The organism is Metabacillus idriensis, from assembly GCF_009674765.1.
Lineage (GTDB): Bacteria > Bacillota > Bacilli > Bacillales > Bacillaceae > Bacillus_P > Bacillus_P idriensis.
In genome coordinates, this window is sequence record NZ_WKKF01000002.1 from 404244 (window position 1) to 429980 (window position 25737).

Here is a 25737-nt window from a genome sequence, read left to right on the forward strand (position 1 = left end):
ATCTTATTAATATATGAAAATATTGGATACATATTCCGAGACTCTCTATTTAACACAAACCAGCGGACACCACGTAATCTACAAAATAAACAGCTTTGGGTGATAAAAATATGATCGAAATGACAGACGTTTTTAAAACGTATTCAAATGGCGTTCTTGCCATTAATGGAATAAATGTAAAAATAGATCAGGGCGAATTTGTTTATGTTGTCGGTCCGAGCGGTGCTGGTAAATCAACATTTATTAAAATGATGTACCGTGAAGAAAGACCAACAGACGGCAAAATCGTGATCAATGGAATTAATCTTGCTAAATTGCGGGAAAAGAAAGTTCCTTATTTAAGAAGAAGCATCGGCGTTGTTTTTCAGGACTTTAAACTTTTGCCTAAGTTAACAGTTTTTGAAAACATTGCATTTGCTCTTGAAGTTATTGGAGAGAATCCTAGAATTATCAAAAAGAAAGTGCTGGACGTTTTAGATCTTGTTCAGCTCAAGCATAAGGCTAGATTTTTCCCTAATGAGTTATCAGGAGGAGAACAGCAGCGCGTATCGATTGCACGGTCAATTATTAACAATCCTGGGGTTGTCATCGCAGATGAGCCGACAGGAAACCTTGACCCTGATACGTCCTGGGAGATCATGAGCATCTTCGAGGAGATCAACAATCGAGGAACGACTGTTGTGATGGCGACACACAACCGTGAAATAGTAAACACCATGAAAAAACGAGTCATCGCGATCGAAGATGGAAAGATTGTGCGTGACGAGGCTAGAGGGGAGTATGGGATTTATGATTAGAACCCTTGGGCGTCACTTCAAAGAAACATTAAAAAGCTTAAGCCGTAATGCTTGGATGACATTTGCGTCAGTCAGTGCCGTAACTGTCACTTTAATCCTTGTCGGAACGTTCCTGGTTATTATGATGAACTTAAACAACTTTGCTTCTAAAGTTGAAGAGGACGTTGAAATACGGGTGCTGGTTGATGTGACAAGCACGCCGGAGGAACAAAAAGAGCTCAGGAACAAGGTAGACAACCTGAGCGGCATCGCATCTATTAAACTTTCTCCAAAAGAAAAAGAGCTTGATAACCTGATCAGCAGCATGGGAGAACAGGGTAAATCGTATCAGCTTTTTGAACAGAACAATCCTTTGAATGATGTGATCGTCATCAAAACGGAAGATCCGCGCGAAACACCTCAAATCGCGAAGAAGATTGAGGGATTTAATGGAGCGTATAAAGTTCTGTACGGCAAGGAAGAAGTAGAAAAACTGTTCAATTTTGTTGAAATCTCAAGAAACATCGGCATCGCATTGATTATTGGATTAGTCTTTACGGCCATGTTCCTTATCTCAAATACGATTAAAATTACGATTTTTGCCAGAAGGCATGAAATAGAGATTATGAAACTAGTAGGCGCAACAAACTGGTTTATCCGCTGGCCGTTCTTCTTAGAAGGATTAATGCTTGGAATTATGGGCTCGATCATTCCGATTGTACTCGTAATGGCCACGTACAACTATTTATTTACATGGGTTGAACCGAAAGTTGCAGGTTCATTTGTTCAATTACTTCCGTTTAGTCCATTCGTCTTCCAAGTATCAGCTATTCTGATCTTAATAGGCGCATTAATCGGAGTATGGGGAAGCTTAATGTCTGTCCGCAAGTTCTTAAGAGTATAAACTGGCAATCTGATAGATTGCTGGTTTCCTCGTTTAGAGGATGATAGATAAAGGGAGGAACTAGAGAGTGAGAAAGAAAATCTTATCGCTTGGGTTGGCTGCTTTAATAGGGACAAGCTCTATTATTATTCCAATTACCCAAGAAAAAGCTTATGCAAACGCTGATCTTGAAAAGAAAAAAGCAGATATTCAAAATGAGCGTTCCGGCATTGATTCAAACATCCAAGAAAAACAAGGTCAGTTATCAGAGCTTGAACAAAAAGAGAAAAGCTTGAATAACGAAATCGAAAGACTTGATAAGCAAACGGCTGATACAAATGAGAAGATTCGTGAGCGTCAAGCTGAAATCGAAGCAGCAAAACAAAAAATCGAAGAATTAAAGGTTCAAATTGAAGAAGTTAAAGAGCGTATCAAAAAACGTAATCTACTTCTAGAGGACCGTGTGCGATCTCTACAGGAGAGCGGCGGTGTAGTAAGCTATTTAGATGTGCTACTAGGTGCTCAGGATTTCGGTGATCTTGTTACACGCGTAAGTGCAGTAACAACGATTGTTGATGCAGATAAAGAAATTATCAAAGCCCACGAGGAAGACAAAAAACTTCTAGAGCAAAGTGAAGCAGAACTAAGTAGCCAACTTCAGAAGCTTGAAACAGCATTAACTGAGTTAGAATCTTTAAAACAACAGTTAGCAAAGCAAGCAAAAGAAAAAGAAGGCTTAATTAAGCAAGTGAAAGCTCAGCATCAAGAAACGGAAGCTGCTATCTATGAATTAGAAGACGAAGCAGCATTCTTGAAAGAGCAGGAAGCAGCAATCCAAAAAGAAATGGAACGTCAAAAACAATTAGAAGAACAGCGTAAGCGCGAAGCTGCAGAAGCTGCTGCAAGAGCAAAGCAGGAAGCTGAAGCAGCGGCGGCAGCGAAAGCAGAAGCAGCAAAAGCAGCAGCGGCTAAAAAGCCGGCAGCATCTTCTTCTAACGAATCAGCAGCGCCAGCACCTGCACCAGCTCCGGAGCCAGCACCGGCACCGGCGGTAACTGGAGGTAAGTTCATGTGGCCTGCACAAGGTACATTTACATCAGGTTATGGTCATCGCTGGGGCAAATTGCACGCTGGTATTGATATTGCAAACAGAGCAAGCAATGTACCGGTTGTTGCAGCAGCAGCAGGAACAGTTATCCGTTCTTACTACTCAAGCAGCTATGGAAACTGTGTATTCATCTCACATAACATCGACGGTAAAGTATACACAACTGTCTATGCTCATCTAGATGCCCGCCATGTAAGCAGCGGACAATCTGTAAGCAAAGGTCAGCAGCTTGGATTCATGGGTAACACAGGCCGTTCAACAGGCAAGCATCTTCACTTCGAAATTCACGATGGTGCTTGGAAAAACCCAGTTAACCCAATGCAGTTCTTACAATAGTCATCAAACTCCTAAAACATTGTGTTTTAGGAGTTTTTTTATTTGTCACGAATAGAGATGTGTGCACTTTTAATACTATTTTTAGTCTAGGCAATGGTGGAGCCTCCTCAGCATACCTGCGACGTCTCCCATTTCCCTCTATTTTCCCGCAGGAGTCAAGTGCCTGCAGCGTAGATTCACTAGTGTTTATAATTTTTTTCACATTTAATAACAACAATCTAGCAGTGTTGTAGGGTAAGGAAGCGCGTGAATCGTACCCTGCTAAACCGAATAACGGTGTTGAAGGGTAAGGAAGCGAGTGAATCGTACCCTGCTAAACCGAATAACGGTATTGAAGGGTAAGGAAGCGAGTGAATCGTACCCTGCTAAACCGAATAACGGTATTGGAGGGTAAGAAAGCGGCGGAATCGTACCCCGCTAAACCGAATAACGGTATTGGAGGGTAAGAAAGCGGCGGAATCGTACCCCGCTAAACCGAATAACGGTATTGGAGGGTAAGAAAGCGGCGGAATCGTACCCCGCTAAACCGAATAACGATATTGGAGGGTAAGGAAGCGAGTGAATCGTACCCTGCTAAACCGAATAACGGTATTGGAGGGTAAGAAAGCGAGTGAATCGTACCCTGCTAAACCGAATAACGGTATTGGAGGGTAAGAAAGAGGCAGAATCGTACCCCGCTAAACCGAATAACGGTATTGGAGGGTAAGAATGCCACGGATAACCTCTCCAAAAAATGAAAGCAGAGAATACCTCCCATTTCCCGCTCCAGTGCTCGATCATCTTTCACCATTCAAAATCTAAACCTGTTTTCAAATAAAATGGCGGGACCAGGACTTTTCCGTCGGATTCTTATCTGCCTATCGGATTTGACCAAGGCGCTTGCGCTTTTCTTTTGTTCCCTTATTTTTCAGAGGAATCATCTTGTCCTACATGATTTTTCCTTTTTTCACATATACTAGAGATACGAGTTTATTCAAAAGACCGTACATACTTTACCTTTTAGAAGGAGGAACAAGATGAAGCAAAAAGTCACAGCTCTTATGATGGTTCTCTCAGTGGCACTGGGTGCGGGCGGCATGTACGCAGGCCAGCAGTTTATGGAGCATGATCAGCAGGAGACAAGAGCAGAAGAGCTTGCCGTTCCTGCTGTGACTGATGTGTTAAAGCAAGACCGGGATCAGGAAGTTGAAGGACTTGAGAAAGTGAAACAGGCCTATGACTTAATCTCGAGCAAATATGTGGAAGAAGTCGATGAGGAGGAGCTGCTTGAAGGAGCAATTCAAGGCATGCTGTCCACTCTTGATGATCCTTATTCTGTCTATATGGATAAAGAAACGGCCAAGCAATTCTCTGACAGTCTTGATTCTTCTTTTGAAGGCATCGGAGCTGAAGTGGGAATGGATGGCGGCAAAATCATTATCGTCTCCCCATTTAAAAATTCACCTGCAGAAAAAGCAGGTTTGCAGCCGAACGATCAGGTCATTGCCATTGATGGCGAGTCTGTAGTCGGCAGCGACTTGAACGATACGGTTCTGAAAATCCGCGGTAAAAAAGGGACAAAGGTTAAAATTGAAGTGTTGCGGACTGGTTCAAAAGAAAAACTGAGCTTTGATGTGACACGTGACGAAATTCCAATTGAAACAGTCTTCAGCTCTGTCAAAACGAAAGGGAAATCTAAATACGGCTATATTGAAATTACCTCTTTCTCAGAGGATACGGCTAAAGATTTCACCGAGGAATTAGCAAAGCTTGAGCAAAAAAACATGAAAGGACTAGTCCTTGATGTTCGCGGAAATCCGGGCGGATACTTACAGAGTGTTGAAGAAATTCTGAAGCAATTTGTGACAAAGGAACAGCCTTATATTCAAATTGAAGAGCGCAATGGTGATAAAAAACGCTATTTCTCAAGCTTAACTGAGAAAAAAGACTATCCGGTGACAGTACTGATTGATAAAGGAAGTGCATCTGCTTCTGAAATTCTTGCGGGAGCTTTAAAGGAAGCCGGGCAGTATGAGATTATTGGCGAGACCTCTTTTGGAAAAGGCACTGTTCAGCAGGCTGTTCCTATGGGTGACGGCAGCAACATCAAGCTGACTCTTTATAAATGGCTCACACCAGAAGGCAATTGGATTCATAAAAAAGGGGTTGAACCAACCATCAGGGTTTCACAGCCTAAACATCTGACAACCCCGCCGATTCAGCTGGAAAAACCGCTCGCAGTCGATATGAATGATGAGCAAATAAAAACAGCACAAATTCTTTTAAAAGGATTAGGCTATGATCCAGGCAGAGAAGATGGATATTTTGGCAAGAAAATGGCTGAAGCCGTAAAGGATTTTCAAAAGAAAAATAAGCTTTCAGCTACTGGGAATATTGATGATCAAACTGCAGAAACCATTAATCAAAAGGTTTCTGAGCAGCGTTTAGATGGAAAACATGATCTTCAGCTTGAGAAAGCTATCGAAACATTATCTAAATAAAAACAGGGCCAGCTTGCAAACTAGTGAGCTGGCTCTATTTTTATGGAATTTACTAACAAAATAACTATAATTAGGACGATTTTCAAATCTTTTGTGTGAAAAACGACGAAAATCAGAAGGGATTTCCGTATTTTTATAATTAGTAGAGACTTTTCGCGCACATAAAAATGAAACTTTAGCTAGTTGATTAATCGGGATAATAGTTTTACGATGGAAGTACTGTTCTACAACACACTCTAAACACAGAAAGATGGGGAGATCAATTGAAAAAAAGGGCAAGTGTGATGAGAGAACAAACTTATCGACAGTTGACAGAAGAATTTAAAGAAAGACTGCAATCTGCAAATTCCTCACATGCGAAGGTCAGCAAATGGGTTCAGCTGTTCTGCATGTACTTGGCAAACTACACAGATGTTAAGAGACTGCAGGAAATCGATAAAGTTTGCATTCAAGAATACTTTCACTATTTAACGGAGAACTACAAGCGTCTTTCGTTAAACCTCACGGATATAAAACGGTCTATGCAGCTGATAGAAGAAGTGCTGGATTTTAAAGTAGATGATTCACTCCTTGATTTTTCACTTTCGAATTTGCATCTTTGGAGCAAATTAAAGTAAACTCGGTCAGAATATGATATTCATCCTATTCTATTTCTGATAAAATAGCATTAATCGTTTACTTAAACAGACGAAAGCAATCAAGGTGGTGTATGAAGTTTGCTCGAAAACTGGTTGCTGGAATTTCTTTTGGCATTGGGAAGGTTTTTTATTCATCCTCTCGTTTATTTTTTCCTTATTTATTCACTTGTGCTTGGGTTTATTCGCATAAAGCGGGAGCGTAAATCCTTCCATACAAGAATTCAAGATATCTATGAAGAAGTGCGGTTTACATATTCTAAAGGGCTGATGGCCGGTCTTCTTTTGTCTGCCGTTACATTTGGACTTGGCATGATGATTCCGCTAGGTTCCATTATTCTGCTGGCAGCCGTGACCGTTATTTTGTCTCTTACTTTTCAGCTGCGCTTTCTTTCGCCTGCTTATACGATGGGACTGACCATCTTGGCTGTTTTTCTCTTTATGCAGGCAGATGCCGTCTCTTTTTTACCTGATTTAAATGAGACAAGCTTTTCCATACTTGCGATAGTAATGGGGCTGCTTATGATCGCGGAAGGTGTTCTTGCTTACCGGACAGCTCATCTAAAGACTTCACCGTTTTTATTAAAAAGCAGCAGGGGACTTCCGATTGGAAATCATGTCGCAAACCGCACATGGCTGCTGCCGCTGTTTTTGCTCGTTCCAGGAGGCTCTTTTACGGAAAGCCTGTCTTGGTGGCCTGTGATTACCATCGGAGACGAGCCGTTTCTTTTTGTGTTCATTCCTTACATCATTGGGTTTCATCAAAGAGTTCAGGGTTCATTGCCTAAAGAAAGTATTATGGTGACGTCTAAGCGCGTCATTTGGCTGGGATTGATTATTTCAGCCGTTGCGGTCGTAAGTGTCTGGTTTATGCCGCTCGCATTCGCAGCAGCACTGCTTGCCATCATCGGCAGGGAATTTTTGACCGTCAGGCAGCGGATGAATGATAACTCGGCAGCCTTTTATTTCTCAAAGCGGGATCATGGCCTGATGGTGCTTGGCATTTTGCCGCACTCTCCTGCCGTTAAGCTTGAGCTTGAAGTTGGGGAAATCATTATGAAAACAAATGGAGCCTCGGTCAAGACGGTCGATGAGTTTTACCAGGCCCTGCAAATTAACGGTGCTTTCTGCAAAATGGAAGTCATCGGCTTAAACGGAGAGATCCGCTTTGTCCAGGGAGCCATTTACAAAGGCGAACACCACGAGCTTGGCATTCTGTTTGTGCAGGATGAGAAAAAGTGGGGGACAGAGGCAGTCTGACAAACTTGACTTTAGCATTATGCTAAAGTCTTTTCTTTTTGGAAAGGCTAGGGTAAACAATAGTGTTATTTCCATTCAATAAAAGAACCAAATTTGGTCCTTTTTATATGCTTGTTTAATTGTTCAATTGCTGGTTCTTAATTTATCTGACAAGCCATTTTCATTTATGTATTGGAATCCCTCGATTTTCCCCTCGACTTTTGAAGAGAAGATGACTTCTCCTTCTACATTTGCAGTTTTTTCTTCTTCCCCATTCTTCTGATACCCGACCTCTGCTGTGAAGGTATATAGAGTTGAATTATTCTCGCTTTGATTAATCGTAATATTATTGAGACTTAACTTATATCCATTATCGTAAGCAAAAGTTGGATAATGAGCACCAATAGTTGATAGGAACGGATGGAGATAAGAATCTGTCATGTAGGGTCCGTATATTTCTGCTAGATATTTATCTAACTCTGGGTTCTCTTCTTTATTATTCAAAACAGTCCTATATTTAGGATTCCACAATAGATCCATAAACCTCTCATCCGGACCAGTAAAAAGGTGACCAAGAACTTCTTTTATTGCTGTCTTATGCTGATTTTCATCATCTTTTTGAGAACAAGCAGCTAGTAACAACCCTGACATTATCAACATTAAACATATAAAAACGGATTTTACTTTGTTATGATTGTTTAACATAGCACCACTCCCTTTTTATATGTAATACGTTTGAAATACTTTAAAGTTTCGATGAATAGGCATTTTTTCAGACCATTTCCATTTCTAAATAAAATTTGAAAATTATCAACAGAGGTATAAAACACAGCCTTTTAAAAAATAAAAACATATTGACTCTAACGTTACGTCATACCTTAAAGTGAATAGTGAAGGGAGGCTGATAGCTTATGAAAGTAAAAGAAGTCGCGGATTTAGTTGGAATTAGTGTGCGCACACTGCATCATTATGATGAAATCGGATTGTTGACGCCAGATGAGATGACCGCCTCTGGATACCGGCTTTATTCCAGCGAAAATCTCGAAACGCTGCAGCAGATCTTATTTTTTAAAGAGCTTGGTTTACCTTTAAAGAAAATAAAAGAAATTATCAGCAGTCCTTCATTTGACCGGGAAGAAGCGCTCATGCTGCACAGAAAAATGCTGCTAGAGAAGCGGAACCGGCTGGATCAGATGATTGCAACGGTTGAGAAAACAATCAAACATACGAAAGGAGAAATTGAGATGTCACAAAAAGAAAAATTTGAAGGCTTTGACTTCAGTCAAAATCCTTATGAACAGGAAGCGCGTGAACGCTGGGGAGACGATGCAGTTAATAAAGCCAACGCAAAAGCAGCCGGCATGACCAAAGAGATGCAGGAGAACTTTAACAATCTTTATAGAAAGCTTGCAGATCTGCGTCATGAATCACCTTCTTCAGAAGAGTCACAGGCTGCAATCGGAGAATGGTATGTACTGCTGAACGAGTTTGGTGATTATTCCCTTGATGCTTTTAAAGGACTCGGGCAAATGTATGTGGATGATGAACGGTTTACGAAAAATATTGATAAGTTCGGTGAAGGGTTAGCTGCATACATGAGGGATGCAATGGCTGTTTACGCGGATAACCATAAGAAATAAAGGCGGACGGCGATTCCCGAGAGGGTCGCCGTTTTTAAGTGAGGAGGGACCAGGATGATCTATTGGATTGGCGGCTCTTCTTGTTGCGGCAAAAGTACGCTCGCAAAAATGCTTGCTGATAAACATGGTCTGCAATACTACTCATGTGATGATCACTTTTATAAGCATGTACAATTCATCTCGCCCAAAAAGCACCTGGCTATGAAAAAAGCTGCAGAGATGAATCCAAATGAAGCCTTTTACTCCAGGTGCCTTGAAGATCAATTAAGGGTCTACATTCAATCCTTTCAGGAAGATTTCTCATTTGTTTTACAAGATCTCCAAAAGATCAATAAGCCAGTTGTCGAAGGAAATCAGTTAATGCCTTCACTCGCAGCGCCCTATATAAAAGAAAATCATAAAGCCATCTGGCTGATCCCAACAGAGGCTTTTCAAAGAAAGTATTATCAGAAGCGTGATTGGATTAAAGCTGTATTGAAAGATACTGAAGATCCGGAGATTGCTTTTAATAATTGGATGAAGAGAGATGCTTTATTTGCAAAGCTTGTGAATGAAGAAGCGATGAGCTTAGGATTAAAGGTTTTACAAGTGGACGGCAGCTCGAATTTAGAAGAGAATTTTATAAAAATTGAGCGATTTTTTGAATTGGAAAACAGCCAGATTTAAAATCTGGCTGTTACTCCGTTATATGCAAATTTTAAACAAGATAAAGTCCGCGCATACTTTCTTTCTTGGTACCTCAGAATATAATTGATATGTTTCATTATACTGCATTTTTTTATGAAGCTTCTCCTGCTCCAATTTTCTAAGTTCCTCTAAAACGTAAAAGTTGTTTGTATCCATCGTTTCCGCCTCCTTTTGTTACTTTCATTATATGGAAAAGATTACGGAAAAAAATTCATCATTGGAATGAAGTTTTCTCAGACTTTAGATGGGGATTGCAATTTTTGATTGTTATAAGATAATGAAGATGCACTTTTTTTAATGAATGGAGGGATTCATATGAATTTTCCAAAGGATGAAGATGGAAAAGTACTGAATATGCTGTATAAAGAGGGCGTTAATTTTAAAAAGCCCCATATGGTTGATTTTTATGTGGCGGTTCCGGATCAGAAGAACGGAGAAGCCATCTTGAAAGCACTAGCTGATAAAGGCTATAAATTTATGATGGAGTATGACGATGATGTAGAAGAATGGACATGCTTTGGCTCTGTCAAGATGCATTTAAAGCATAACGAGATTACGGCCATGCAAAAGAAGCTTGATGCAATCACCAAGCCTCTTGGCGGCTATGCAGATGGATGGGGCGTCATGACGGAATAGAAAAAAGTCAGCCAAAGGGCTGACTTTTTTTATAGAGATAAGAAAGTATAGAATTTTGCGCTTCGATGGCGAGCGGAATCGCTCAGGCTCCTCGGCCAGAACGGCTCCGAAAGTATTGGCAAAAAGCGCCTTTTCTGTCATGCCTGCGCTAAACGGGCGCTTGCGCTTTTCTTATAGGAAAGAAACAATAATTAGCATCGTAAAAATAATGGTTAAATGATTCAATGAGAAAATGAACATCATTGTTGCCCACTTGTAATCATCCATCTTTTTAAAGCTGATGATTCCGGCAAGCATCCATGCAAGCGTCAGTGCGAACATTGAAAAAGCGACGACTTTGCTGAACGATAGGAACAGGAATGATGATGCAAGCAGCAAAATTAAATAAACGATTGTTTGAATTTTAGCGCGCGGTGTTCCTTTGACAACAGGAAGCATTGGCACACTTGCATTCTTGTAATCTTCTAAACGTCTGATGGCAATCGCATAGAAATGCGGAGGCTGCCATAAAAACATTAAAACGAATAGTCCGATTGCTGCAGGGTGGAACATGTCAGGCGAGATTGCTGCCCAGCCGATCAGAGGGGCAATGGCGCCGGATAAGCTTCCTACCTCAGTGTTATAGATTGTTTTTCTTTTTGTCCACATTGTATAAGGGACAAGGTATAAAAATAAGCCAAGAGCTCCAATAAAAGCTGTTAAAGGTGAAATGATAAACAAGAACACAATTCCGCTTATTGAAAGAGCGGTGCCAAGCCACAAAGCGAACTTGGGATGAATCGACCCCGTAACGGTCGGTCTCTCCATCGTGCGTTTCATAAGAGAGTCGATATCGCGGTCGTAATAGTTATTGATCGCACCGGCACCGCCTACAACAGCTGCTGTTCCAAGCAGAGCAAGAATGACGACCAGAATGTTATCCACGAAACTGACATTATATACAGACAATGCTACAGAAAGGCCGGCAAACATCCCGAGAAGGTTAGACTTCACAATGCCGTCTTTGACGATAGCTTTAAAATTACTCCAAGAAAAGATGCTTTTTATAGAAAGAGAATCCTCTACGATTACCTCTGTACTTTTCATCACAATTCTCCTTTTCTTTTTAAATCCAAAACTCAACCTAATATACTTGATTATCTAACATATTAACAGTTATTTGTACTGGAAAGTAATAGTCGGGAGCATTTGACAAAAAGATGTCGTATCTTTGTGAACATTTTCCATACGTTTTCATATTCTTCAGATAATTATTGGATTGAGTATCTGGAAGCTGTCCACTATAATGACAGTATCATCCATTGCAAAGGAGTGTTTGTTCATGAAGCATCAAGCAACACCTTATTTAATGTTTAATGGGAATGCGAAAGAAGCGCTGGAATACTATAGAGGAGTTTTCGGCTGCGAGATTGCTGAAATGCAGACGTATGGCGAAGCGGATTATCCAACTCCGCCTGAGGCTGAACATAAGATTATGCATGCCCTCTTGAAGAAAGGTGAGTTTCTTCTGATGGTTTCAGATGCTTTTCCAGGCAACACCGTTGAAACGGGCAACAATCTTTCATTGGTGCTGGAGTTTGAAACAGAGGATGAAATCAGAACCGTTTACAGTGCTCTGCTTGAAAAAGGAACGATTTTAATGGAGCTTCAGGATACATTCTGGGGCGCCACTTACGCAAAGGTGAAGGATACATTCGGGATTATCTGGGATTTGAATTTTGAAATAGCTAAATAAGTTTTAAGGAGGCTGTCAGATAAGTCCCTAAAATAAAGCAGGCATGAAGAGTAAATGTTATTTCATTTCTGTTTTTTTAAATAGGCTCTTATAGTAACTTGTTGCTTTTTGATTAGTTGTTTAAAACCATTAGTGGATCTACGCTGCAGGAACTTGACTCCTGCGGGAAAATAGAGCGAAATGGAAGACCCCGCAGGCTCGCCGAGGGGGCTTCCACGCTCCCCGCGGAAAGCAAGTTCCTCTCGCTGCAAGGAACGAACAACATTTATAATCGAAAACAACATTTTTTGTGAGACCAGACTTTCTGGCCAGCCCCTTTTTCGGATAATACTTGCATAAACAAGTATCTTCTACTACCATTATTTGTGGACATACTGTTAAAAAGAGGTGTGCACCTATGGTCAAAAAATATTATTTGGACAACTCACTCGGATATAAGCTGTTTCATGCTTCAAGGCTTATCTGCAGCCGTTTGAATCAAAACTTAAGAGATTATTCTGTTACATATGAACAGTGGCAAATTCTATGCAGACTTTATGAAAAGGACGGCCAAACGCAAAATCAGCTGGCCCTGCTTAATGAAAGAGATCAAGCAAGTGTTTCAAGGCTTATTGATAATATGATCAAGCGCGGGCTGGTGAGGCGAGTTCCTCACGAAAGTGATAAGCGCATAAACCTGATTTTTTTGACTGAAGCAATGAAAGATCTGCAGTCAGAGCTCGAAGGATTAGCGAGTCAAACCATTGCGGATGCTTCAGCAGAGATCAGTGAACAAGACATGGAAATCTGTCTCGCAGTCCTTGATAAAATCAGAAATAACTTAAAATAAAAGTTTTTTCATAAATACTTGTTTAAACAAGCAAATTTATATTGACAAACGATAATGAAAATCATTATCATTTAAAGTGAGGATAATAACAAGCGAAAGCTTCTTTTTTTTAGGGTTAAATGAGAATGATTATCTTTATTAGAGCGGATGAGGTGATTCCCGGAAAATGAGCTTCAAAAATACATGCATGTAAGGAAACGTTATGAAAAAGAGATATTTGTTTTTAGCGCTGACAATTTTATCAATAAGCTCCCTTTTCATCGGGGTCAAGGACATTACGCCATTAGATCTTCTGAATCTGCAGGATGACCAGGTGCAAATCCTCCTGATAAGCAGACTGCCGCGGCTCATCAGCATTCTGATTGCCGGAGTAAGTATGAGTATTTGCGGTTTAATCATGCAGCAGTTAACGAGAAATAAATTTGTCTCTCCGACCACGGCCGGAACGATGGATTCAGCCAGATTGGGAGTCTTAGTATCGCTGATGATCTTCACTGCGGCAAGTCCGCTTGAAAAAATGGGTGTTGCTTTTCTTTTCGCATTAGCAGGTACGTTCATTTTTATGAAGATTTTAGAGAGAATCAGATTTAAAGATACGATCTTCATTCCGCTTGTGGGTTTAATGTTCGGCAACATCATCGGTTCGATTACCACCTTTTTCGCCTACAAGAATGATTTGATTCAAAATATGTCGTCGTGGCTCCAGGGCGATTTTTCAATGATTGTAAAAGGGCAGTATGAGCTGATCTACATAAGTATTCCTCTTGTCATTGTTGCCTATTTCTATGCGAACCGGTTTACGGTAGCGGGAATGGGAGAAGAGTTTTCAGCCAATCTTGGGCTGAATTATAAGCAGGTTGTCAATATCGGGCTTGTCATTGTAGCACTTGTGACAACAGTCGTTATTTTGACAGCAGGCGTCATTCCGTTCCTGGGATTAATCATACCGAACATCGTCAGCATTTATTTAGGTGATAACCTGAAAAAAAGCCTGCCTCATACAGCATTGCTTGGTGCAGTATTTATTCTGTTCTGTGATATTTTAGGGCGCATCATCATTTATCCGTATGAAATATCGATTGGGTTGACTGTCGGTGTGATCGGAAGCATCATTTTCATTTATTTACTGTTTAGGAGAAAGGCCTATGAATAATAAAACGAAACTGATCATCCTTGTCATTATCTCTGTATTATTCGCGGCTGTTTTCCTATTCTATGATGTCGGACGGAATCCCGATTATGTTATCCCCAAACGCGGAGTCAAGATTTTGGCGATTGTTTTGACCGGAAGCTGCATCGCGTTTTCGACGATGATTTTTCAAACGATTACAAACAACCGAATCTTAACGCCAAGCATCATTGGATTAGACTCTCTCTATCTTTTTATTCAAACGTTCATCATCTTTGTCTTTGGCTCTCAGTCCCTGACGATGGCCAATAAGAATATAAACTTTCTTTTATCTGCAGGGTTAATGGTGCTGTTTGCCCTGCTGCTCTATCAGCTGCTCTTTAAAAGAGAAGGGAGAAACATCTATTTTCTCCTGTTAGTCGGGATTGTGTTTGGAACGTTATTCGGAAGCATGTCCTCGTTTATGCAGGTGCTGATAGATCCGAATGAATTTCAGATCGTGCAGGATCGGATGTTTGCAAGCTTTAACAATGTAAATACAGATCTCCTGCTTGCTGCGATTCTTATCGCAGCCGCAATTGCTGTCTATTTTATGAAATTCAGTCATTTCCTCGATGTGCTATCACTTGGTAGAGAGCATGCTGTAAATCTCGGGATCGACTACGATAGCGTGGTAAAAAGACTGCTGATCATTATTGCTATTCTAGTCTCCGTTGCAACAGCTCTCGTTGGTCCGATTACATTCCTTGGCCTGCTTGTTGCAAATGTGGCGCATGAGTTTTTAAAAACCCATCAGCACAAGTACTTGATTACAGGATCAATTTTAATCAGCATCATTGCTTTGCTCGGCGGTCAATTTATCGTTGAGAAAGTATTCACCTTTTCAACAACGCTCAGCGTGATCATCAATTTCATTGGCGGCGTGTACTTTATTTATCTGCTGCTCAGGGAGAATAAATCATGGTAGAAGTCAGCAAGGTTTCAAAACGGTATGGAAATAAGAATGTAGTGGAAGATGTATCCGTCAGGGTCAAGAAAGGGAAAATCACCTCTTTTATCGGACCGAACGGAGCGGGAAAAAGCACGCTGCTGTCGATGGTCAGCCGGTTGATTAAAAAGGATACAGGTCAGGTATTTATTGACGGCACAGACATTGGAGAATGGAAAAGCAATGATCTGGCCAAAAAAATCTCGATTCTGAAGCAGTCCAATCATTTGAATATCCGATTAACAATCAGGGACCTCGTCAGCTTTGGGCGCTTTCCTTACTCTCAGGGAAAACTGACAAACGAAGATGTGAAGCACGTCGATGAGGCGATTCAATATATGGAGCTTCAGGACATGGAGGATAAATACTTGGATCAGCTGAGCGGAGGCCAGCAGCAGCGGGCATTTATTGCCATGGTCATCGCCCAGAATACAGAATATGTCCTTCTGGATGAGCCGCTGAACAACCTCGATATGAAGCATTCCGTGCAGATCATGAAAGTGCTGAGAAGGCTTGTAAACGAGCTTGGGAAAACAGTCGTAATTGTGATTCATGACATCAACTTTGCTTCCTGCTATTCCGATTTTATTGTCGCGTTAAAGGACGGAAAAATCGTGAAGGAAGGTCCTGTTGAAGAAATCATTACATCACCTGTTTTAAAAGAGATCTATGAAATGGATATCGATATCCAAACAATAAACGGCAATCGCATTTGTGTTTATTTTTAAGGCTCTTTTCGTAGACTTTGTTGCTTTTAGATTAAATGTTTATACCCTTAAGTGGATTGGAGCGGAAGGAACTTGACTCCTGCGGGAAATAGAGGGAAATGGGAGACCCCACAGGCATAGCCGAGGAGGCTCCCACCCTCCCCGCGGAAAGCAAGTTCCTGCAGCGGAAAGTAACGGACAACATTTATAATCAAAAACAACAATCCAAACGAAAACAGCCATTTTTAAAAACTAATAGGGGTGAAAGAAGATGAAGAAACTATTAATCTTAGCACTAAGCTTAGTGCTTGCAGTGTTCGCAGCAGCATGCGGATCGAAAGAAGCAGAAGAAACAACGGCCAGCGCAGAGAAAGAAGAACTGACAATTAAGCATCAATTAGGCGAAACAAAAGTGCCTAAAAACCCTGAAAAAGTTGTTGTTTTTGATTTTGGAACGCTGGATTCAATGGATAAACTGGGCGTTGAAGCAGCGGGAGTGCCGCAGGAAAACGTTCCTTCTTACCTTTCAAAATATGAAGATGCAAAATACGAAAATGTCGGGGGCTTAAAAGAGCCTGACTTTGAAAAGATCAACGAAATGGAACCGGATCTCATTATCATTTCAGGCAGACAGCAGGATTCATACGAAGAGATGAGCAAAATTGCCCCAACGATTTTCATGGGTGTGGACACAACGAAGTACATGGAATCATTTAAACAAAATGTCACAACATTAGGCGAGATCTTCGGCAAGGAAGAAGAAGCAGAAAAAGAGTTTGCTAATGTAGAAGAGTCTATTAAAGAGCTTAAAGAAAAAGCTTCAGCAGGGGATGAAAAAGCGTTAATCGTCCTTGCAAATGACGGCAAGGTAAGTGCATACGGAGCAGGCTCACGCTTCGGAATCATCCATGACGAATTTGGATTTGCAGCAGCTGATGAAAAGATTGAGGTATCCACTCATGGACAAAGCATTTCATTTGAATACATTGTCGAAAAAGACCCTGACTACTTATTTGTAATTGATAGAGGTGCAGTTGTCGGCGGTGAATCTTCTGCGAAGCAAGTCGTAGAGAATGATTTGGTTAAAAATACGAAAGCCTATAAAAATGGGAAAATCATTTATCTTGATCCTGACTACTGGTACCTGTCAGGCGGCGGACTTGAATCTGTTGCAGGCATGACAGAGGAAGTAGCGGGAGCTATTCAATAATTAAGTGAGACTGCGGAGACATGTTCCCGCAGTTTTTTTGCAGAGATTCCAGTTAAACCGATCATTTTTAGGAGGTAAATGGAAAAAAGAAGTAAATCAGACAAATCGGCTAGTATTCTAACGGTTTTCGAAAGTAAAAGGCCAAACTGGCAAGTAACGGCCTTGATTTGGAAAGTAAACCTGGTTTCAGCAAAAACGAAGACCGGACCTGAGTAATCAGCTTTAAGCAATAACAAAAACCGGACACAATGTCCGGTTTTCTTTAATCATCCACTCTAGCTACTATTTTCCCTTTCACGTGGCGCTCAGACAGCTGTAACAATGCTTCCGGCACTTCTTCAAGTGAAATGACCTGCTCAAGCAGAGGGGATAGCTGTCTTTCAGCAACCAGCATCAGCATGGTGTCTCCCATTACTGCTAAGTCCTTCTGCTGCTCCATATTATTTGATTGATGAACGGCTCCCAGGGCAATTTCATGGTAGGAGATGGCTTTTGTAAATGGCTTCACTTTTGTAAAGTCAGGGGCTCCAGCAATGTACGCAATTCTGCCGTTGAAAGCGAGGCAGTCAAGAGAATCTGTTGCATTTTGACGGCTCACCGTATCAAGAACGGCATCCACGCCATTGCCTGCTGTTAATTCCATCACTTTTGCGATGACATCCGATTCTTTATAGTCGATGGCGTAATCTGCGCCAAGAGACTTAACGTATTCATGATTAGCTGCAGATGCTGTTGTAAACACAGTTAGGCCTGAGCGTTTTGCCATTTGAATAGCAAACCCTCCGACACCGCCTGCTCCCCCATGAATTAAAATGGATTCACCCTCGGTAATGCGAAGCTTTCTGTATAAAGCCTGATATGCTGTATAGCCGGCTGTTGGAAGTGCAGCTGCATCTTCAAAAGACACAGATTCCGGAATAATGGAGACCGTGTGAGCAGTCGTAACCGCATATTCAGCAAATCCGCCTTTTTTCGTTAAGTCGCCGTGGTAAACAACCCGGTCGCCTAGCTGTACATTTGTTACCTCAGAACCGGTTTCTTCAACGACCCCGGCTGCATCAAGTCCCAGAATATGAGGATAGGTCCAAAGCGGATTTCCGCCAGTGGCCGTTTTATAATCAACCGGATTCAATCCGGCAGCTTTTACTTTAATTAAAATTTCGCCTTTTCCCGGAGAAGGCTTTTCTGTCCCGGCAACGCGCATTTGTTTCCATTCGCCTTTACCTTCTAGCAATAGTGCTTTCAAATGTGAACACTCCTTATTTCCGTTAAAAATGTGTATATACAACTATTCTATCCAATTATAAAAAACGAAGAAGTTTACTTTCAATTTTACTGCTTGGAAATTGACGAGTGAGCGATCTTAGACACAGCTGAAAAAGTACTTCGCCGTTTTGGCACTCAAAAAGCAACAGTAGCCGATGTGGCAAGAGAGTTAAATGTCAGTCACGGTACAGTTTATCGTCACTTTTCAAGCAAAGAAGCCTTAAGAAGAGCTGTTGCTGAACGATGGCTGCACCGTGTCTCATCAGCGCTTGCAGAGATTCCGCATCAATCTTCAAGCGCTGCAGAAAGGCTTCATACATGGTTCCAGACCCTTATGACGATCAAGCATACAAAAACATTAGAGGATCCGGAATTATTTAACGGAACTTGCAGAAGAAGCAGTAGATATAGTGCAAGCCCATGTGGAGGAGCTTGTAAAACAAATAGCTGAAATTGTTGAAGATGGAATCAGTCTGAATGAATTTAAAGCAGGGGATGCACGTGGCCTTGCCTCTGCGATCTTCGTGTCGACTGCAAAATTTCATCATCCATTTCACGCAAAAGAGTGGGAAACGCCGCGGATCAACGAAGAGTTTGAATCGGTATGGGAGTGATCCTCTCAGGCATCGCAGAAAAATAAAAACGAAAAGCCGGTTCCCATAGAGAGCCGGCTTTGTTTTATTTATTATGAACCAATTCCCGATTCTGCTGCACATAAAAACTGCCCTTCGAAAGCTTTACTGTCACATCTGAGATCGTTGCGATGTTTTGATCATGTGTGACAACAATGATGCATTTATCTTCCTTATGGGCCAGATCCTGAAAGAGCCGGACAATGTCTTTCGCTGTGTCCTCATCTAAATTCCCCGTTGGCTCGTCTGCAATAATTAAATCAGACTTGCAGGAAAGTGCCCGGGCGATGGAAACTCGCTGCTGCTGCCCGCCGCTTAAGGTCAGGACTTTTTGCCGCGCCTGTTTTTCAGAAATGCCAACCTTCTCAAGCATCTGCAAAGCAAATTCTTTTTTGTTTGGCTGGGCTGATCCCGTGATCTCCATAGCCGTCGTTACGTTTTGAAGGGCTGTCATATACGGCAGCAGGTTATAGGATTGAAAAACGATCGATACGTATTTGTTGCGGAAGTTGGCAAGGCCGATTTTCTTAATGTTTTTGCCTTCATATAAGACGGAGCCTTCTTTCGCAACATCTAGTGCGCTTGCGAGTGCCAGAAAGGTTGTTTTTCCTGATCCGGATGGACCGACGATGGTATAGAAGCTTCCTTTGTTAAAGCCAATGGAAATGTCGTTCAAAATCACATGCTTTTTATTTTCATGATGGTACCAGTAGCTGACGTTTTCAAATTGCAGCAGATTTGTCATGGGTGTTTCCTCCTTAGTCTTGTTTCGTTAAGATGGTTTTCGGCTGAAGTCTTAAAACAGATAAAGCTGGGATTAGCGCTGAAATAATGGCGATTAACAGCCCGATGCCAAAGAGGATGCCTAAGTCCTTGCCGGTCACTTCAATTTGAAGCTCATCAATCGGATCTGCCTCTGCTGCAGACTGCTGCATGCCAAGGGGTCCGCCCATTCCCATGCCGCCTCCAAATGAAGCTGGGTTCGATGCGGTTTCTTCTGTCTGAGTAAGCTCCTGGGAAAGCAGCTGATCCCCGAATTGTTTTGCCACGGCTTGGCCGGAAAGAGATGATACGCCAAGAGCCAGGACAGCGACGATTAAGATTTCAAACAGGAATTGTCCGACGAGCTTCCACTTCTTTTCCCCAATCGCAAGCAGGACGCCCATTTCGTATTTACGTTCACGAATAGACATCATGATAATGAGCCCTAAAATAACGGCTCCGGCGATCGTTACCAAATACACGACATTTTTTGAAAAAGAAGCCACATTGTTAATTGGCCCGATCATTTGCTGGTACGTCTGATCGTCCGCATCCAATTTGAACGTTTCAAAATCGATGCTGCTGTTTTTTTTTGCCTCATCTATGAAGCTCTCGATTTTCTCAGGGTCATTCATGTAATAAACGGCCTGATCAATGGTTCCTTCGTAATCTGCTCCCTTAAGAGCGGAGGCTGCTGTATAAGGAACATAAAGCAGGTTGTATGGATTCATAGCTGTGACGTTTCTTCCGCCCAGATCTGTGCCCGCAGAGACCGTTTCGTAGATGCCTACAATCTCAAGCTCTAAAGATGTCTCTTCATCAGCTGTTGATTGCACAGTGACCTTATCGCCGACTGCCAGCTCATTGTCTTTTGCGAGTGTTTTTTCTATGACTGTTACATTTTTCTCTAAATCTTCATCTGTCAGGTGACGGCCTTCTACTACAGTAGATTCGCTGTTTAAGAAGGCCTGGACAGAATCTGTAAACATAACACCCTGAAGCGTAATATCTGCTGCAGACATAGGTCCGCCGCCCATGCCGCGGCCTGGAGAACCTTCTTCTGTTTCTGCCGTATCAGTGGATTCATTTTCGATCGGCTCGAAGTTCGCTGCTGTTCCGAAAGTAGAGGATAAGAAATTATAGCCTTTTACTTGAGAGTAGGAAGTTAGTTCTTCAGCTGATTTTTCCGGTATGGGAACAGACTGAAAACGGACTCTTTCGCCTTCTGTGCTTTGGCTGCGCTGCTGTTCCATTAATTTTTCCATATCAACATTCAGAGTCACTTCGCCTCCGAGAGATTCTCTCGCAAGCAAGCTTGATTTTTCAGCAGCTGACTGAATCGAGAGCCCTGATAGAACAAACACGCAAATGACAGTAAAAATAAAGACTTGGAGCAGGCTTTTTCCTGCACGTGCTTTGACACTTAAAAAACCGCGTTTTATAAAATTCATTTTGTTTCTCCTTTGTATTAGACTTAGTACAACTTCCTTGCTTTTACAGAATAGGTGACAGAAATGAACAAACTATGTCCAAACTATTTCTTAACCTTTAAAAAACAGGGAACAATTTAGAAAACTGTTGCGAAACGGTGAAATTCACTTTACTTTGAAAAGAAAGTCATATTTTTGGATGGTGCAAATATGAAGGTTTTAGTAATAGAAGATAATCAGAGTGTCAGTGCGATGCTTGAAATGTTTTTTTCAAAAGAAGGCATTCAGGGTGATTTTATAAATGATGGACTTGAAGGCTACAATGCATATAAGCGGGAAGAATGGGACGTGCTGATTATCGATTGGATGCTGCCGGGGATGGACGGGGTTACACTTTGCAGAAAAATCAGGGAAGAGGGTAGCTCGGTTCCGATCATAATGCTGACAGCAAAGGACAGCGAGTCTGATCAGGTGCTTGGTTTAGAGATGGGAGCGGATGATTATGTAACGAAGCCTTTCAGCCCGCTTGCTCTTATGGCGCGTATTAAAGCGGTATCCCGCAGGCACTCCGTTTCGCATGCGCCTAAAAAAGAGACAGGCAGTCTTGAAACCGCTTATTTCAAAATCAGCAAGCAGACACGGGAAGTCTTGCTTGAAAATAATAGAGTCGAAAACTTAACGCCTAAAGAATTTGATCTCCTTTATTATTTTGCAGAGCACCCGCGTCAGGTTTTTACGCGCGAACAGCTGCTTGAGCGTGTTTGGGGCTATCAGTTTTACGGAGATGAACGGACGGTTGATGTTCATATTAAACGATTGCGGGCAAAGCTGGGCTCGCAAACAAGGCCCTTTTTCCATACGGTATGGGGAGTGGGCTATAAATTCGATGAAACGGTAGATCCGAATGAGAATTAAGTATATTTATCAGCTGTTTTTAAGTCATATCAGCATTCTGATTATCGCTTTTATGATTTTAAGTCTTGTTGTAGCCCAATATGCGGAATCCTTTGTTTATGAAAACAAAGTGGAAGAGCTTGAGCAGTATGGCAACAGAATATTAACAGACGTGAAAAATAACAGGGGCGAGCGGGCTCTGAGAGAGTATGAGCACGTGCTCAGTGCGAGAGGCATTCGATTTAGTCTTTTTGACGATAAAGGAATGATCTTTTACCCTTATGCAGGCAACGCTCCAAGGTTTCAGCCGACAGAAGAAGAATGGCAGAATCTGAAGGCAGGCGAGAGAATCGTTGTAAAACATGAGATCAAGCGTTTTGACCAGGAGGTTTCTTTAGTTGCCCTTCCGTATCTTGAGAACGGCAATCTCTCCGGCGGGATTCTGCTGGTTTCGCCAATTAAAGGATCCAGAGAAACAATCAGCGAAATTAACCGCTATCTTCTCTATACCATTTTAATCTCTTTATCCATTTCGCTTTTATTAAGCTGGTTTCTCTCAAACGTTCATGTGAAAAGGATTCAGCGGATCCGGAATGCGACCTCAATGATTGCGGAAGGGAAATATGATATTTCGGTGCCATCGTCCAATATTGATGAAATTGGCGAGCTTGCGAACGATTTTAATAATATGGCAGAGCAGCTTAAGCAATCCAATCAGGAAATCGAAAGTTTAGAGAATAGAAGAAGAAAGTTTATGGCGGATGTCTCTCATGAATTAAGAACACCGCTCACGACGATCAGCGGCGTGATTGAAGGGCTTAAAAACAACATGATTGAAGAGACTGAAAAAGAAAAAGGCATTCAGCTTGTCAGTCAGGAAGCAAAACGCCTCATCAGACTTGTAAATGAAAACCTTGATTATGAAAAAATCCGTTCCAATCAGGTGAAGCTATTTAAAGAAGAAATTCAGCTGAAAGAAGCTTTTGAAATCATTAAAGAACATTTATTTTTTCAGGCAGAAGAAAAACAGGTGGAATTGAAGATTGATGGAAATGAAGAAATAACGGTTTATGCTGACTATGACCGCCTCATTCAAATCTTAATCAATATAACGAAAAACAGTATTCAATTTACAGAGAGCGGGACCGTTTGGCTGCGCGGAAAAAAGGGGTATAAGGAAACAATTATTGAAATTGAAGACACAGGAATCGGAATGGATCCCAAAGAGGTTGAATCAATTTGGCAGCGTTTTTACAAAGCAGATATGTCCAGAACCGGCCATCAATTTGGCGAATTCGGCCTGGGATTATCGATTGTCAAACAGCTTGTTCACCTTCACCTGGGAGAAATTGAGATTGACAGCCAAAAGGATCAAGGCACCAAATTCATTCTGAAATTTCCTGATAAGAAAAATGATTTCTGATTGGTTCTTTTCGTAAACTTTGTTGTTTTAGGACTAAATGTTTAAAACCTAAAGTGGATTGTAGCGGAAGGCACTTGACTCCTTCGGGAAAATAGAGGGAAATGGGAGACCCCGCAGGCAAGCCGAGGAGGCTCCCACCCTCCCCGCGGAAAGCAAGTGACTGGAGCGGAAAGAAACGTTCAACATTAACCATGAAAAACAACAATCTTTGTTAATAGTTTAGACATAAATTCCTGATACACTATGTGAAAACAAATTTATAAGGAGGAAAAAAACATGAAAAAGAAGGATACAGCATTTATTATTATCGGCGCAGTCGTGATGGCTGCAGTGAATGTGCTCTTTTTTACAGCGCCGGTATAAAGCAGGAGAAAGTTCAGAGTGAAATTGTTCTATTGCTCCAAATGTGATATATTTCAAACGAAGTAAACTTTGTGAGGGTAATGTAAATGAACATAGATAATGAAATATCAAAGAGACGGACTTTCGCCATCATCTCCCATCCGGATGCGGGAAAGACGACACTAACAGAGAAATTATTATATTTCGGCAAAGTCATCCGTGAAGCAGGTACGGTTAAAGGGAAGAAGACCGGCAAATTTGCGGCTTCCGACTGGATGGAAATTGAAAAAAAGCGCGGAATCTCCGTTACATCAAGTGTCATGAGCTTTCCATACCATGATTTCCACGTAAACATTCTGGACACTCCTGGACATGAAGATTTCAGTGAAGACACATACCGCACGCTTACAGCAGTAGACAGCGTAGTGATGATCATCGACTCTACAAAAGGGGTCGAGCCTCAGACGATCAAGCTTTTCAAAGTCTGCCGCATGAGAGGCATCCCTATCTTTACATTTATTAATAAGCTTGACCGTGAAGGAAAAGATCCGCTTGAACTGCTTTCTGAGATTGAGGAAGTACTTGGCATTGAATCTTATCCAATGAACTGGCCGATCGGCATGGGTAAGCGTTTCCTGGGCATTATCGACCGCGAACAGCATACCGTCGTACAGTTTAAAGGAAACGAGCAGGAAGAAATCATCCCTTCAGATGAAGTAGATGCAAGTGAGATTGGCAGCCATCCTACTTATTTGGAAACAAAGGATGAAATGGAGCTGCTTGAGGAAGCTGGCAATCAGTTCGACGCTGAGCGTGTTAAGCGCGGAGAATTAACACCTGTCTTCTTCGGAAGTGCGCTTGCGAACTTTGGTGTAAAATCATTTTTTGATGTGTTTTTACAATATGCCGTTCCTCCGCAGCCGCGAAGAACAAACCATGGCTTCATTGCTCCTGAGACAGAAGATTTCTCAGGCTATATCTTTAAGATTCAAGCCAATATGAATCCTGCCCACCGCGACCGCATCGCGTTTCTGCGCGTGTGTTCCGGACGATTTGAGCGCGGCATGAGCGTGCAGCTGAGCAGAACGAATAAAACGCTTAAGCTGAATCAGACGCAGGTGTTTATGGCAAAAGACAGAGAGACAGTTGATGAAGCATTCGCAGGCGACATCATCGGAATCTATGATCCGAACGTTTATCAAATTGGCGATACCTTAACAGTTGGAAAAGAAGGCTATCATTATGATGAGCTTCCTCAGTTCCCGCCGGAGATGTTCAAAAAAGTACGCGTGAAAAACGTCATGAAAGCGAAGCAGTTCCGTAAAGGAATTGACCAGCTTGTACAAGAGGGCGCCATTCAGTATTTCCGTCAGGATTCAACGGACGACATCATTCTCGGCGCTGTCGGACAGCTTCAGTACGAGGTATTTGAATACCGGATGAGAGCTGAGTACAACGTAGAAATCGAATTTGTTCCTATGGGCGACCGCATTCCAAGATGGATCGGCAATGAAAAATTCGAAAAGCGCTTCTTTGATTCAAGAAGCCTGCTTGTACGCGACCGCAATGATCACTATGCAGTCCTCTTTGAAAATGATTTTACCTTCAGACATTTTAAAGAAAATCATAAAGAGATTGAATTGATCGATCTTCTGCAGGAAAACGACTATCAAAGCTTTTCTGCATCAGAGAAGTAAGCAGGAGCTGATTCCATGTTACTAAAAGCCGTTTTGGCCCTGACTCTGCCTTTTATTATTTTGACCTTGTTTGCCAGGGTCTCATATAACCACTACGTAGCGACTGTCCTGACCATTGCACTTTTAGCTGCAGCATATACAAAAGGCTATATGGATTCATGGATCATCATTGTTTTAGATGTGATATCCGTTGCGGCCGGATTTTTGTATGCGGCAAAAATGGCACGGCGAACAAGACGCGAAAAAACGAATTGAGGCTTGAACCTGTTCCCT

General features: G+C 41.8%; 27 protein-coding genes. 21 read left to right on the plus strand and 6 right to left on the minus strand.

Features of this window, described 5'->3' with window-relative positions; translation table 11 throughout:
- Positions 1 to 110: 110 nt before the first annotated feature.
- From ftsE to GJU41_RS10250, 6 genes are all read left to right on the plus strand, one after another.
- Positions 111 to 797, plus strand: coding sequence for a cell division ATP-binding protein FtsE (gene ftsE, locus GJU41_RS10225; protein WP_070878181.1), 687 nt, complete (start codon positions 111 to 113; stop codon positions 795 to 797).
- Positions 790 to 1680, plus strand: coding sequence for a permease-like cell division protein FtsX (gene ftsX / locus GJU41_RS10230; protein WP_070878179.1), 891 nt, complete (start codon positions 790 to 792; stop codon positions 1678 to 1680). Before ftsE ends, ftsX begins: the two co-directional genes overlap by 8 nt.
- A 67-nt stretch (positions 1681 to 1747) precedes the next feature.
- Positions 1748 to 3103 (plus strand): murein hydrolase activator EnvC family protein, encoded by a 1356-nt coding sequence (locus GJU41_RS10235; RefSeq protein WP_170292766.1) that lies wholly within the window; start codon positions 1748 to 1750, stop codon positions 3101 to 3103.
- Between the two features lie 1016 nt (positions 3104 to 4119).
- The gene (locus GJU41_RS10240) at positions 4120 to 5583 is read left to right on the plus strand and encodes a S41 family peptidase (protein WP_154318539.1); all 1464 of its coding nucleotides are present in this window, start codon (positions 4120 to 4122) and stop codon (positions 5581 to 5583) included.
- Between the two features lie 263 nt (positions 5584 to 5846).
- On the plus strand, positions 5847 to 6200 hold the full coding sequence (locus tag GJU41_RS10245) for a swarming motility protein SwrAA (protein ID WP_224771394.1): 354 nt from the start codon (positions 5847 to 5849) through the stop codon (positions 6198 to 6200).
- 99 nt (positions 6201 to 6299) lie between these two features.
- Positions 6300 to 7478, plus strand: coding sequence for a PDZ domain-containing protein (locus tag GJU41_RS10250; RefSeq protein WP_154318540.1), 1179 nt, complete (start codon positions 6300 to 6302; stop codon positions 7476 to 7478).
- A 123-nt stretch (positions 7479 to 7601) separates the two neighbouring features.
- Here the strand turns inward: GJU41_RS10250 and GJU41_RS10255 are convergent, their stop codons facing one another.
- Positions 7602 to 8162, minus strand: a complete 561-nt coding sequence (locus GJU41_RS10255) for a hypothetical protein (RefSeq protein ID WP_154318541.1) — start codon at positions 8160 to 8162, stop codon at positions 7602 to 7604.
- 206 nt (positions 8163 to 8368) lie between these two features.
- Here GJU41_RS10255 and GJU41_RS10260 point away from each other — a divergent pair, with 206 nt between their 5' ends.
- Positions 8369 to 9097, plus strand: a complete 729-nt coding sequence (locus GJU41_RS10260) for a MerR family transcriptional regulator (RefSeq protein WP_154318542.1) — start codon at positions 8369 to 8371, stop codon at positions 9095 to 9097.
- A 54-nt stretch (positions 9098 to 9151) separates the two neighbouring features.
- A complete protein-coding gene (locus GJU41_RS10265) occupies positions 9152 to 9763 on the plus strand; it encodes a hypothetical protein (RefSeq protein WP_154318543.1) in 612 nt (203 codons plus the stop codon).
- An 18-nt stretch (positions 9764 to 9781) separates the two neighbouring features.
- On the opposite strand, the gene GJU41_RS10270 is transcribed toward GJU41_RS10265, so the two are convergent.
- Entirely contained in the window at positions 9782 to 9940 is a 159-nt protein-coding gene (locus GJU41_RS10270; RefSeq protein WP_154318544.1) for a hypothetical protein, read from the minus strand.
- A gap of 159 nt (positions 9941 to 10099) precedes the next feature.
- Between GJU41_RS10270 and GJU41_RS10275 the strand changes: the two genes are divergently transcribed.
- Complete coding sequence (locus tag GJU41_RS10275) at positions 10100 to 10420, plus strand: ribonuclease E inhibitor RraB (protein ID WP_133312692.1); 321 nt, start codon at positions 10100 to 10102, stop codon at positions 10418 to 10420.
- A gap of 171 nt (positions 10421 to 10591) precedes the next feature.
- On the opposite strand, the gene cyoE is transcribed toward GJU41_RS10275, so the two are convergent.
- A complete protein-coding gene (cyoE, locus tag GJU41_RS10280) occupies positions 10592 to 11506 on the minus strand; it encodes a heme o synthase (protein ID WP_154318545.1) in 915 nt (304 codons plus the stop codon).
- A 235-nt stretch (positions 11507 to 11741) separates the two neighbouring features.
- On the opposite strand from cyoE, the gene GJU41_RS10285 reads away from it, so the two are divergent.
- The 6 genes from GJU41_RS10285 to GJU41_RS10310 all read left to right on the plus strand — a co-directional run bounded on the left by GJU41_RS10285 (position 11742) and on the right by GJU41_RS10310 (position 17018).
- Positions 11742 to 12155 (plus strand): VOC family protein, encoded by a 414-nt coding sequence (locus GJU41_RS10285; RefSeq protein WP_154318546.1) that lies wholly within the window; start codon positions 11742 to 11744, stop codon positions 12153 to 12155.
- Positions 12156 to 12552: 397 nt separating this feature from the next.
- Positions 12553 to 12984: a MarR family winged helix-turn-helix transcriptional regulator gene (locus GJU41_RS10290; RefSeq protein ID WP_070876474.1), complete on the plus strand. Its 432-nt coding sequence runs from the start codon at positions 12553 to 12555 to the stop codon at positions 12982 to 12984.
- A gap of 202 nt (positions 12985 to 13186) precedes the next feature.
- Positions 13187 to 14137, plus strand: a complete 951-nt coding sequence (locus GJU41_RS10295; RefSeq protein ID WP_070876473.1) for an ABC transporter permease — start codon at positions 13187 to 13189, stop codon at positions 14135 to 14137.
- Positions 14130 to 15080, plus strand: a complete 951-nt coding sequence (locus GJU41_RS10300; RefSeq protein ID WP_154318547.1) for an iron chelate uptake ABC transporter family permease subunit — start codon at positions 14130 to 14132, stop codon at positions 15078 to 15080. Before GJU41_RS10295 ends, GJU41_RS10300 begins: the two co-directional genes overlap by 8 nt.
- A complete protein-coding gene (locus GJU41_RS10305; protein ID WP_154318548.1) occupies positions 15074 to 15829 on the plus strand; it encodes an iron ABC transporter ATP-binding protein in 756 nt (251 codons plus the stop codon). The genes GJU41_RS10300 and GJU41_RS10305 overlap by 7 nt, the downstream gene beginning before the upstream one ends.
- A gap of 250 nt (positions 15830 to 16079) precedes the next feature.
- Positions 16080 to 17018 carry a siderophore ABC transporter substrate-binding protein gene (locus tag GJU41_RS10310; protein ID WP_154318549.1) on the plus strand — a complete coding sequence of 313 codons (939 nt, stop codon included), beginning with the start codon at positions 16080 to 16082 and terminating at the stop codon, positions 17016 to 17018.
- A 262-nt stretch (positions 17019 to 17280) separates the two neighbouring features.
- Here GJU41_RS10310 and GJU41_RS10315 read toward each other — a convergent pair whose 3' ends face one another.
- Entirely contained in the window at positions 17281 to 18264 is a 984-nt protein-coding gene (locus GJU41_RS10315; protein ID WP_154318550.1) for a zinc-binding dehydrogenase, read from the minus strand.
- Positions 18265 to 18378: 114 nt separating this feature from the next.
- Between GJU41_RS10315 and GJU41_RS10320 the strand changes: the two genes are divergently transcribed.
- Positions 18379 to 18735: a TetR/AcrR family transcriptional regulator gene (locus GJU41_RS10320; RefSeq protein WP_224771412.1), complete on the plus strand. Its 357-nt coding sequence runs from the start codon at positions 18379 to 18381 to the stop codon at positions 18733 to 18735.
- Complete coding sequence (locus GJU41_RS24815) at positions 18695 to 18898, plus strand: hypothetical protein (protein ID WP_251626269.1); 204 nt, start codon at positions 18695 to 18697, stop codon at positions 18896 to 18898. Before GJU41_RS10320 ends, GJU41_RS24815 begins: the two co-directional genes overlap by 41 nt.
- 64 nt (positions 18899 to 18962) lie before the next feature.
- Here GJU41_RS24815 and GJU41_RS10325 read toward each other — a convergent pair whose 3' ends face one another.
- On the minus strand, positions 18963 to 19661 hold the full coding sequence (locus tag GJU41_RS10325; protein ID WP_154318551.1) for an ABC transporter ATP-binding protein: 699 nt from the start codon (positions 19659 to 19661) through the stop codon (positions 18963 to 18965).
- Between the two features lie 13 nt (positions 19662 to 19674).
- Positions 19675 to 21129 carry an ABC transporter permease gene (locus GJU41_RS10330; protein ID WP_154318552.1) on the minus strand — a complete coding sequence of 485 codons (1455 nt, stop codon included), beginning with the start codon at positions 21127 to 21129 and terminating at the stop codon, positions 19675 to 19677.
- 189 nt (positions 21130 to 21318) lie between these two features.
- Here GJU41_RS10330 and GJU41_RS10335 point away from each other — a divergent pair, with 189 nt between their 5' ends.
- The 4 genes from GJU41_RS10335 to GJU41_RS10350 all read left to right on the plus strand — a co-directional run bounded on the left by GJU41_RS10335 (position 21319) and on the right by GJU41_RS10350 (position 25719).
- Entirely contained in the window at positions 21319 to 22023 is a 705-nt protein-coding gene (locus tag GJU41_RS10335) for a response regulator transcription factor (RefSeq protein WP_154318553.1), read from the plus strand.
- Positions 22013 to 23425 carry a sensor histidine kinase gene (locus GJU41_RS10340; RefSeq protein WP_154318554.1) on the plus strand — a complete coding sequence of 471 codons (1413 nt, stop codon included), beginning with the start codon at positions 22013 to 22015 and terminating at the stop codon, positions 23423 to 23425. Before GJU41_RS10335 ends, GJU41_RS10340 begins: the two co-directional genes overlap by 11 nt.
- Before the next feature lie 449 nt (positions 23426 to 23874).
- Entirely contained in the window at positions 23875 to 25464 is a 1590-nt protein-coding gene (locus GJU41_RS10345; RefSeq protein ID WP_154318555.1) for a peptide chain release factor 3, read from the plus strand.
- Between the two features lie 15 nt (positions 25465 to 25479).
- The gene (locus GJU41_RS10350; protein WP_070876463.1) at positions 25480 to 25719 is read left to right on the plus strand and encodes a CsbA family protein; all 240 of its coding nucleotides are present in this window, start codon (positions 25480 to 25482) and stop codon (positions 25717 to 25719) included.
- Positions 25720 to 25737 lie beyond the last annotated feature (18 nt).

Bases quoted from the DNA above. Each gene is read 5' to 3' on its own strand.
- GJU41_RS10305 (WP_154318548.1), top strand. From the start codon at position 15,074: ATGGTAGAAGTCAGCAAGGTTTCAAAACGGTATGGAAATAAGAATGTA.
- GJU41_RS10300 (WP_154318547.1), top strand. From the start codon at position 14,130: ATGAATAATAAAACGAAACTGATCATCCTTGTCATTATCTCTGTATTA.
- GJU41_RS10255 (WP_154318541.1), bottom strand. From the start codon at position 8,162: ATGTTAAACAATCATAACAAAGTAAAATCCGTTTTTATATGTTTAATG.
- GJU41_RS10335 (WP_154318553.1), top strand. From the start codon at position 21,319: ATGAAGGTTTTAGTAATAGAAGATAATCAGAGTGTCAGTGCGATGCTT.
- GJU41_RS10290 (WP_070876474.1), top strand. From the start codon at position 12,553: ATGGTCAAAAAATATTATTTGGACAACTCACTCGGATATAAGCTGTTT.
- GJU41_RS10240 (WP_154318539.1), top strand. From the start codon at position 4,120: ATGAAGCAAAAAGTCACAGCTCTTATGATGGTTCTCTCAGTGGCACTG.
- GJU41_RS10330 (WP_154318552.1), bottom strand. From the start codon at position 21,129: ATGAATTTTATAAAACGCGGTTTTTTAAGTGTCAAAGCACGTGCAGGA.
- GJU41_RS10345 (WP_154318555.1), top strand. From the start codon at position 23,875: ATGAACATAGATAATGAAATATCAAAGAGACGGACTTTCGCCATCATC.
- GJU41_RS10340 (WP_154318554.1), top strand. From the start codon at position 22,013: ATGAGAATTAAGTATATTTATCAGCTGTTTTTAAGTCATATCAGCATT.
- GJU41_RS10260 (WP_154318542.1), top strand. From the start codon at position 8,369: ATGAAAGTAAAAGAAGTCGCGGATTTAGTTGGAATTAGTGTGCGCACA.
- GJU41_RS10275 (WP_133312692.1), top strand. From the start codon at position 10,100: ATGAATTTTCCAAAGGATGAAGATGGAAAAGTACTGAATATGCTGTAT.
- GJU41_RS10310 (WP_154318549.1), top strand. From the start codon at position 16,080: ATGAAGAAACTATTAATCTTAGCACTAAGCTTAGTGCTTGCAGTGTTC.
- ftsE (WP_070878181.1), top strand. From the start codon at position 111: ATGATCGAAATGACAGACGTTTTTAAAACGTATTCAAATGGCGTTCTT.
- GJU41_RS10325 (WP_154318551.1), bottom strand. From the start codon at position 19,661: ATGACAAATCTGCTGCAATTTGAAAACGTCAGCTACTGGTACCATCAT.
- cyoE (WP_154318545.1), bottom strand. From the start codon at position 11,506: ATGAAAAGTACAGAGGTAATCGTAGAGGATTCTCTTTCTATAAAAAGC.
- GJU41_RS10350 (WP_070876463.1), top strand. From the start codon at position 25,480: ATGTTACTAAAAGCCGTTTTGGCCCTGACTCTGCCTTTTATTATTTTG.
- GJU41_RS10265 (WP_154318543.1), top strand. From the start codon at position 9,152: ATGATCTATTGGATTGGCGGCTCTTCTTGTTGCGGCAAAAGTACGCTC.
- ftsX (WP_070878179.1), top strand. From the start codon at position 790: ATGATTAGAACCCTTGGGCGTCACTTCAAAGAAACATTAAAAAGCTTA.
- GJU41_RS10270 (WP_154318544.1), bottom strand. From the start codon at position 9,940: ATGGATACAAACAACTTTTACGTTTTAGAGGAACTTAGAAAATTGGAG.
- GJU41_RS10285 (WP_154318546.1), top strand. From the start codon at position 11,742: ATGAAGCATCAAGCAACACCTTATTTAATGTTTAATGGGAATGCGAAA.
- GJU41_RS10295 (WP_070876473.1), top strand. From the start codon at position 13,187: ATGAAAAAGAGATATTTGTTTTTAGCGCTGACAATTTTATCAATAAGC.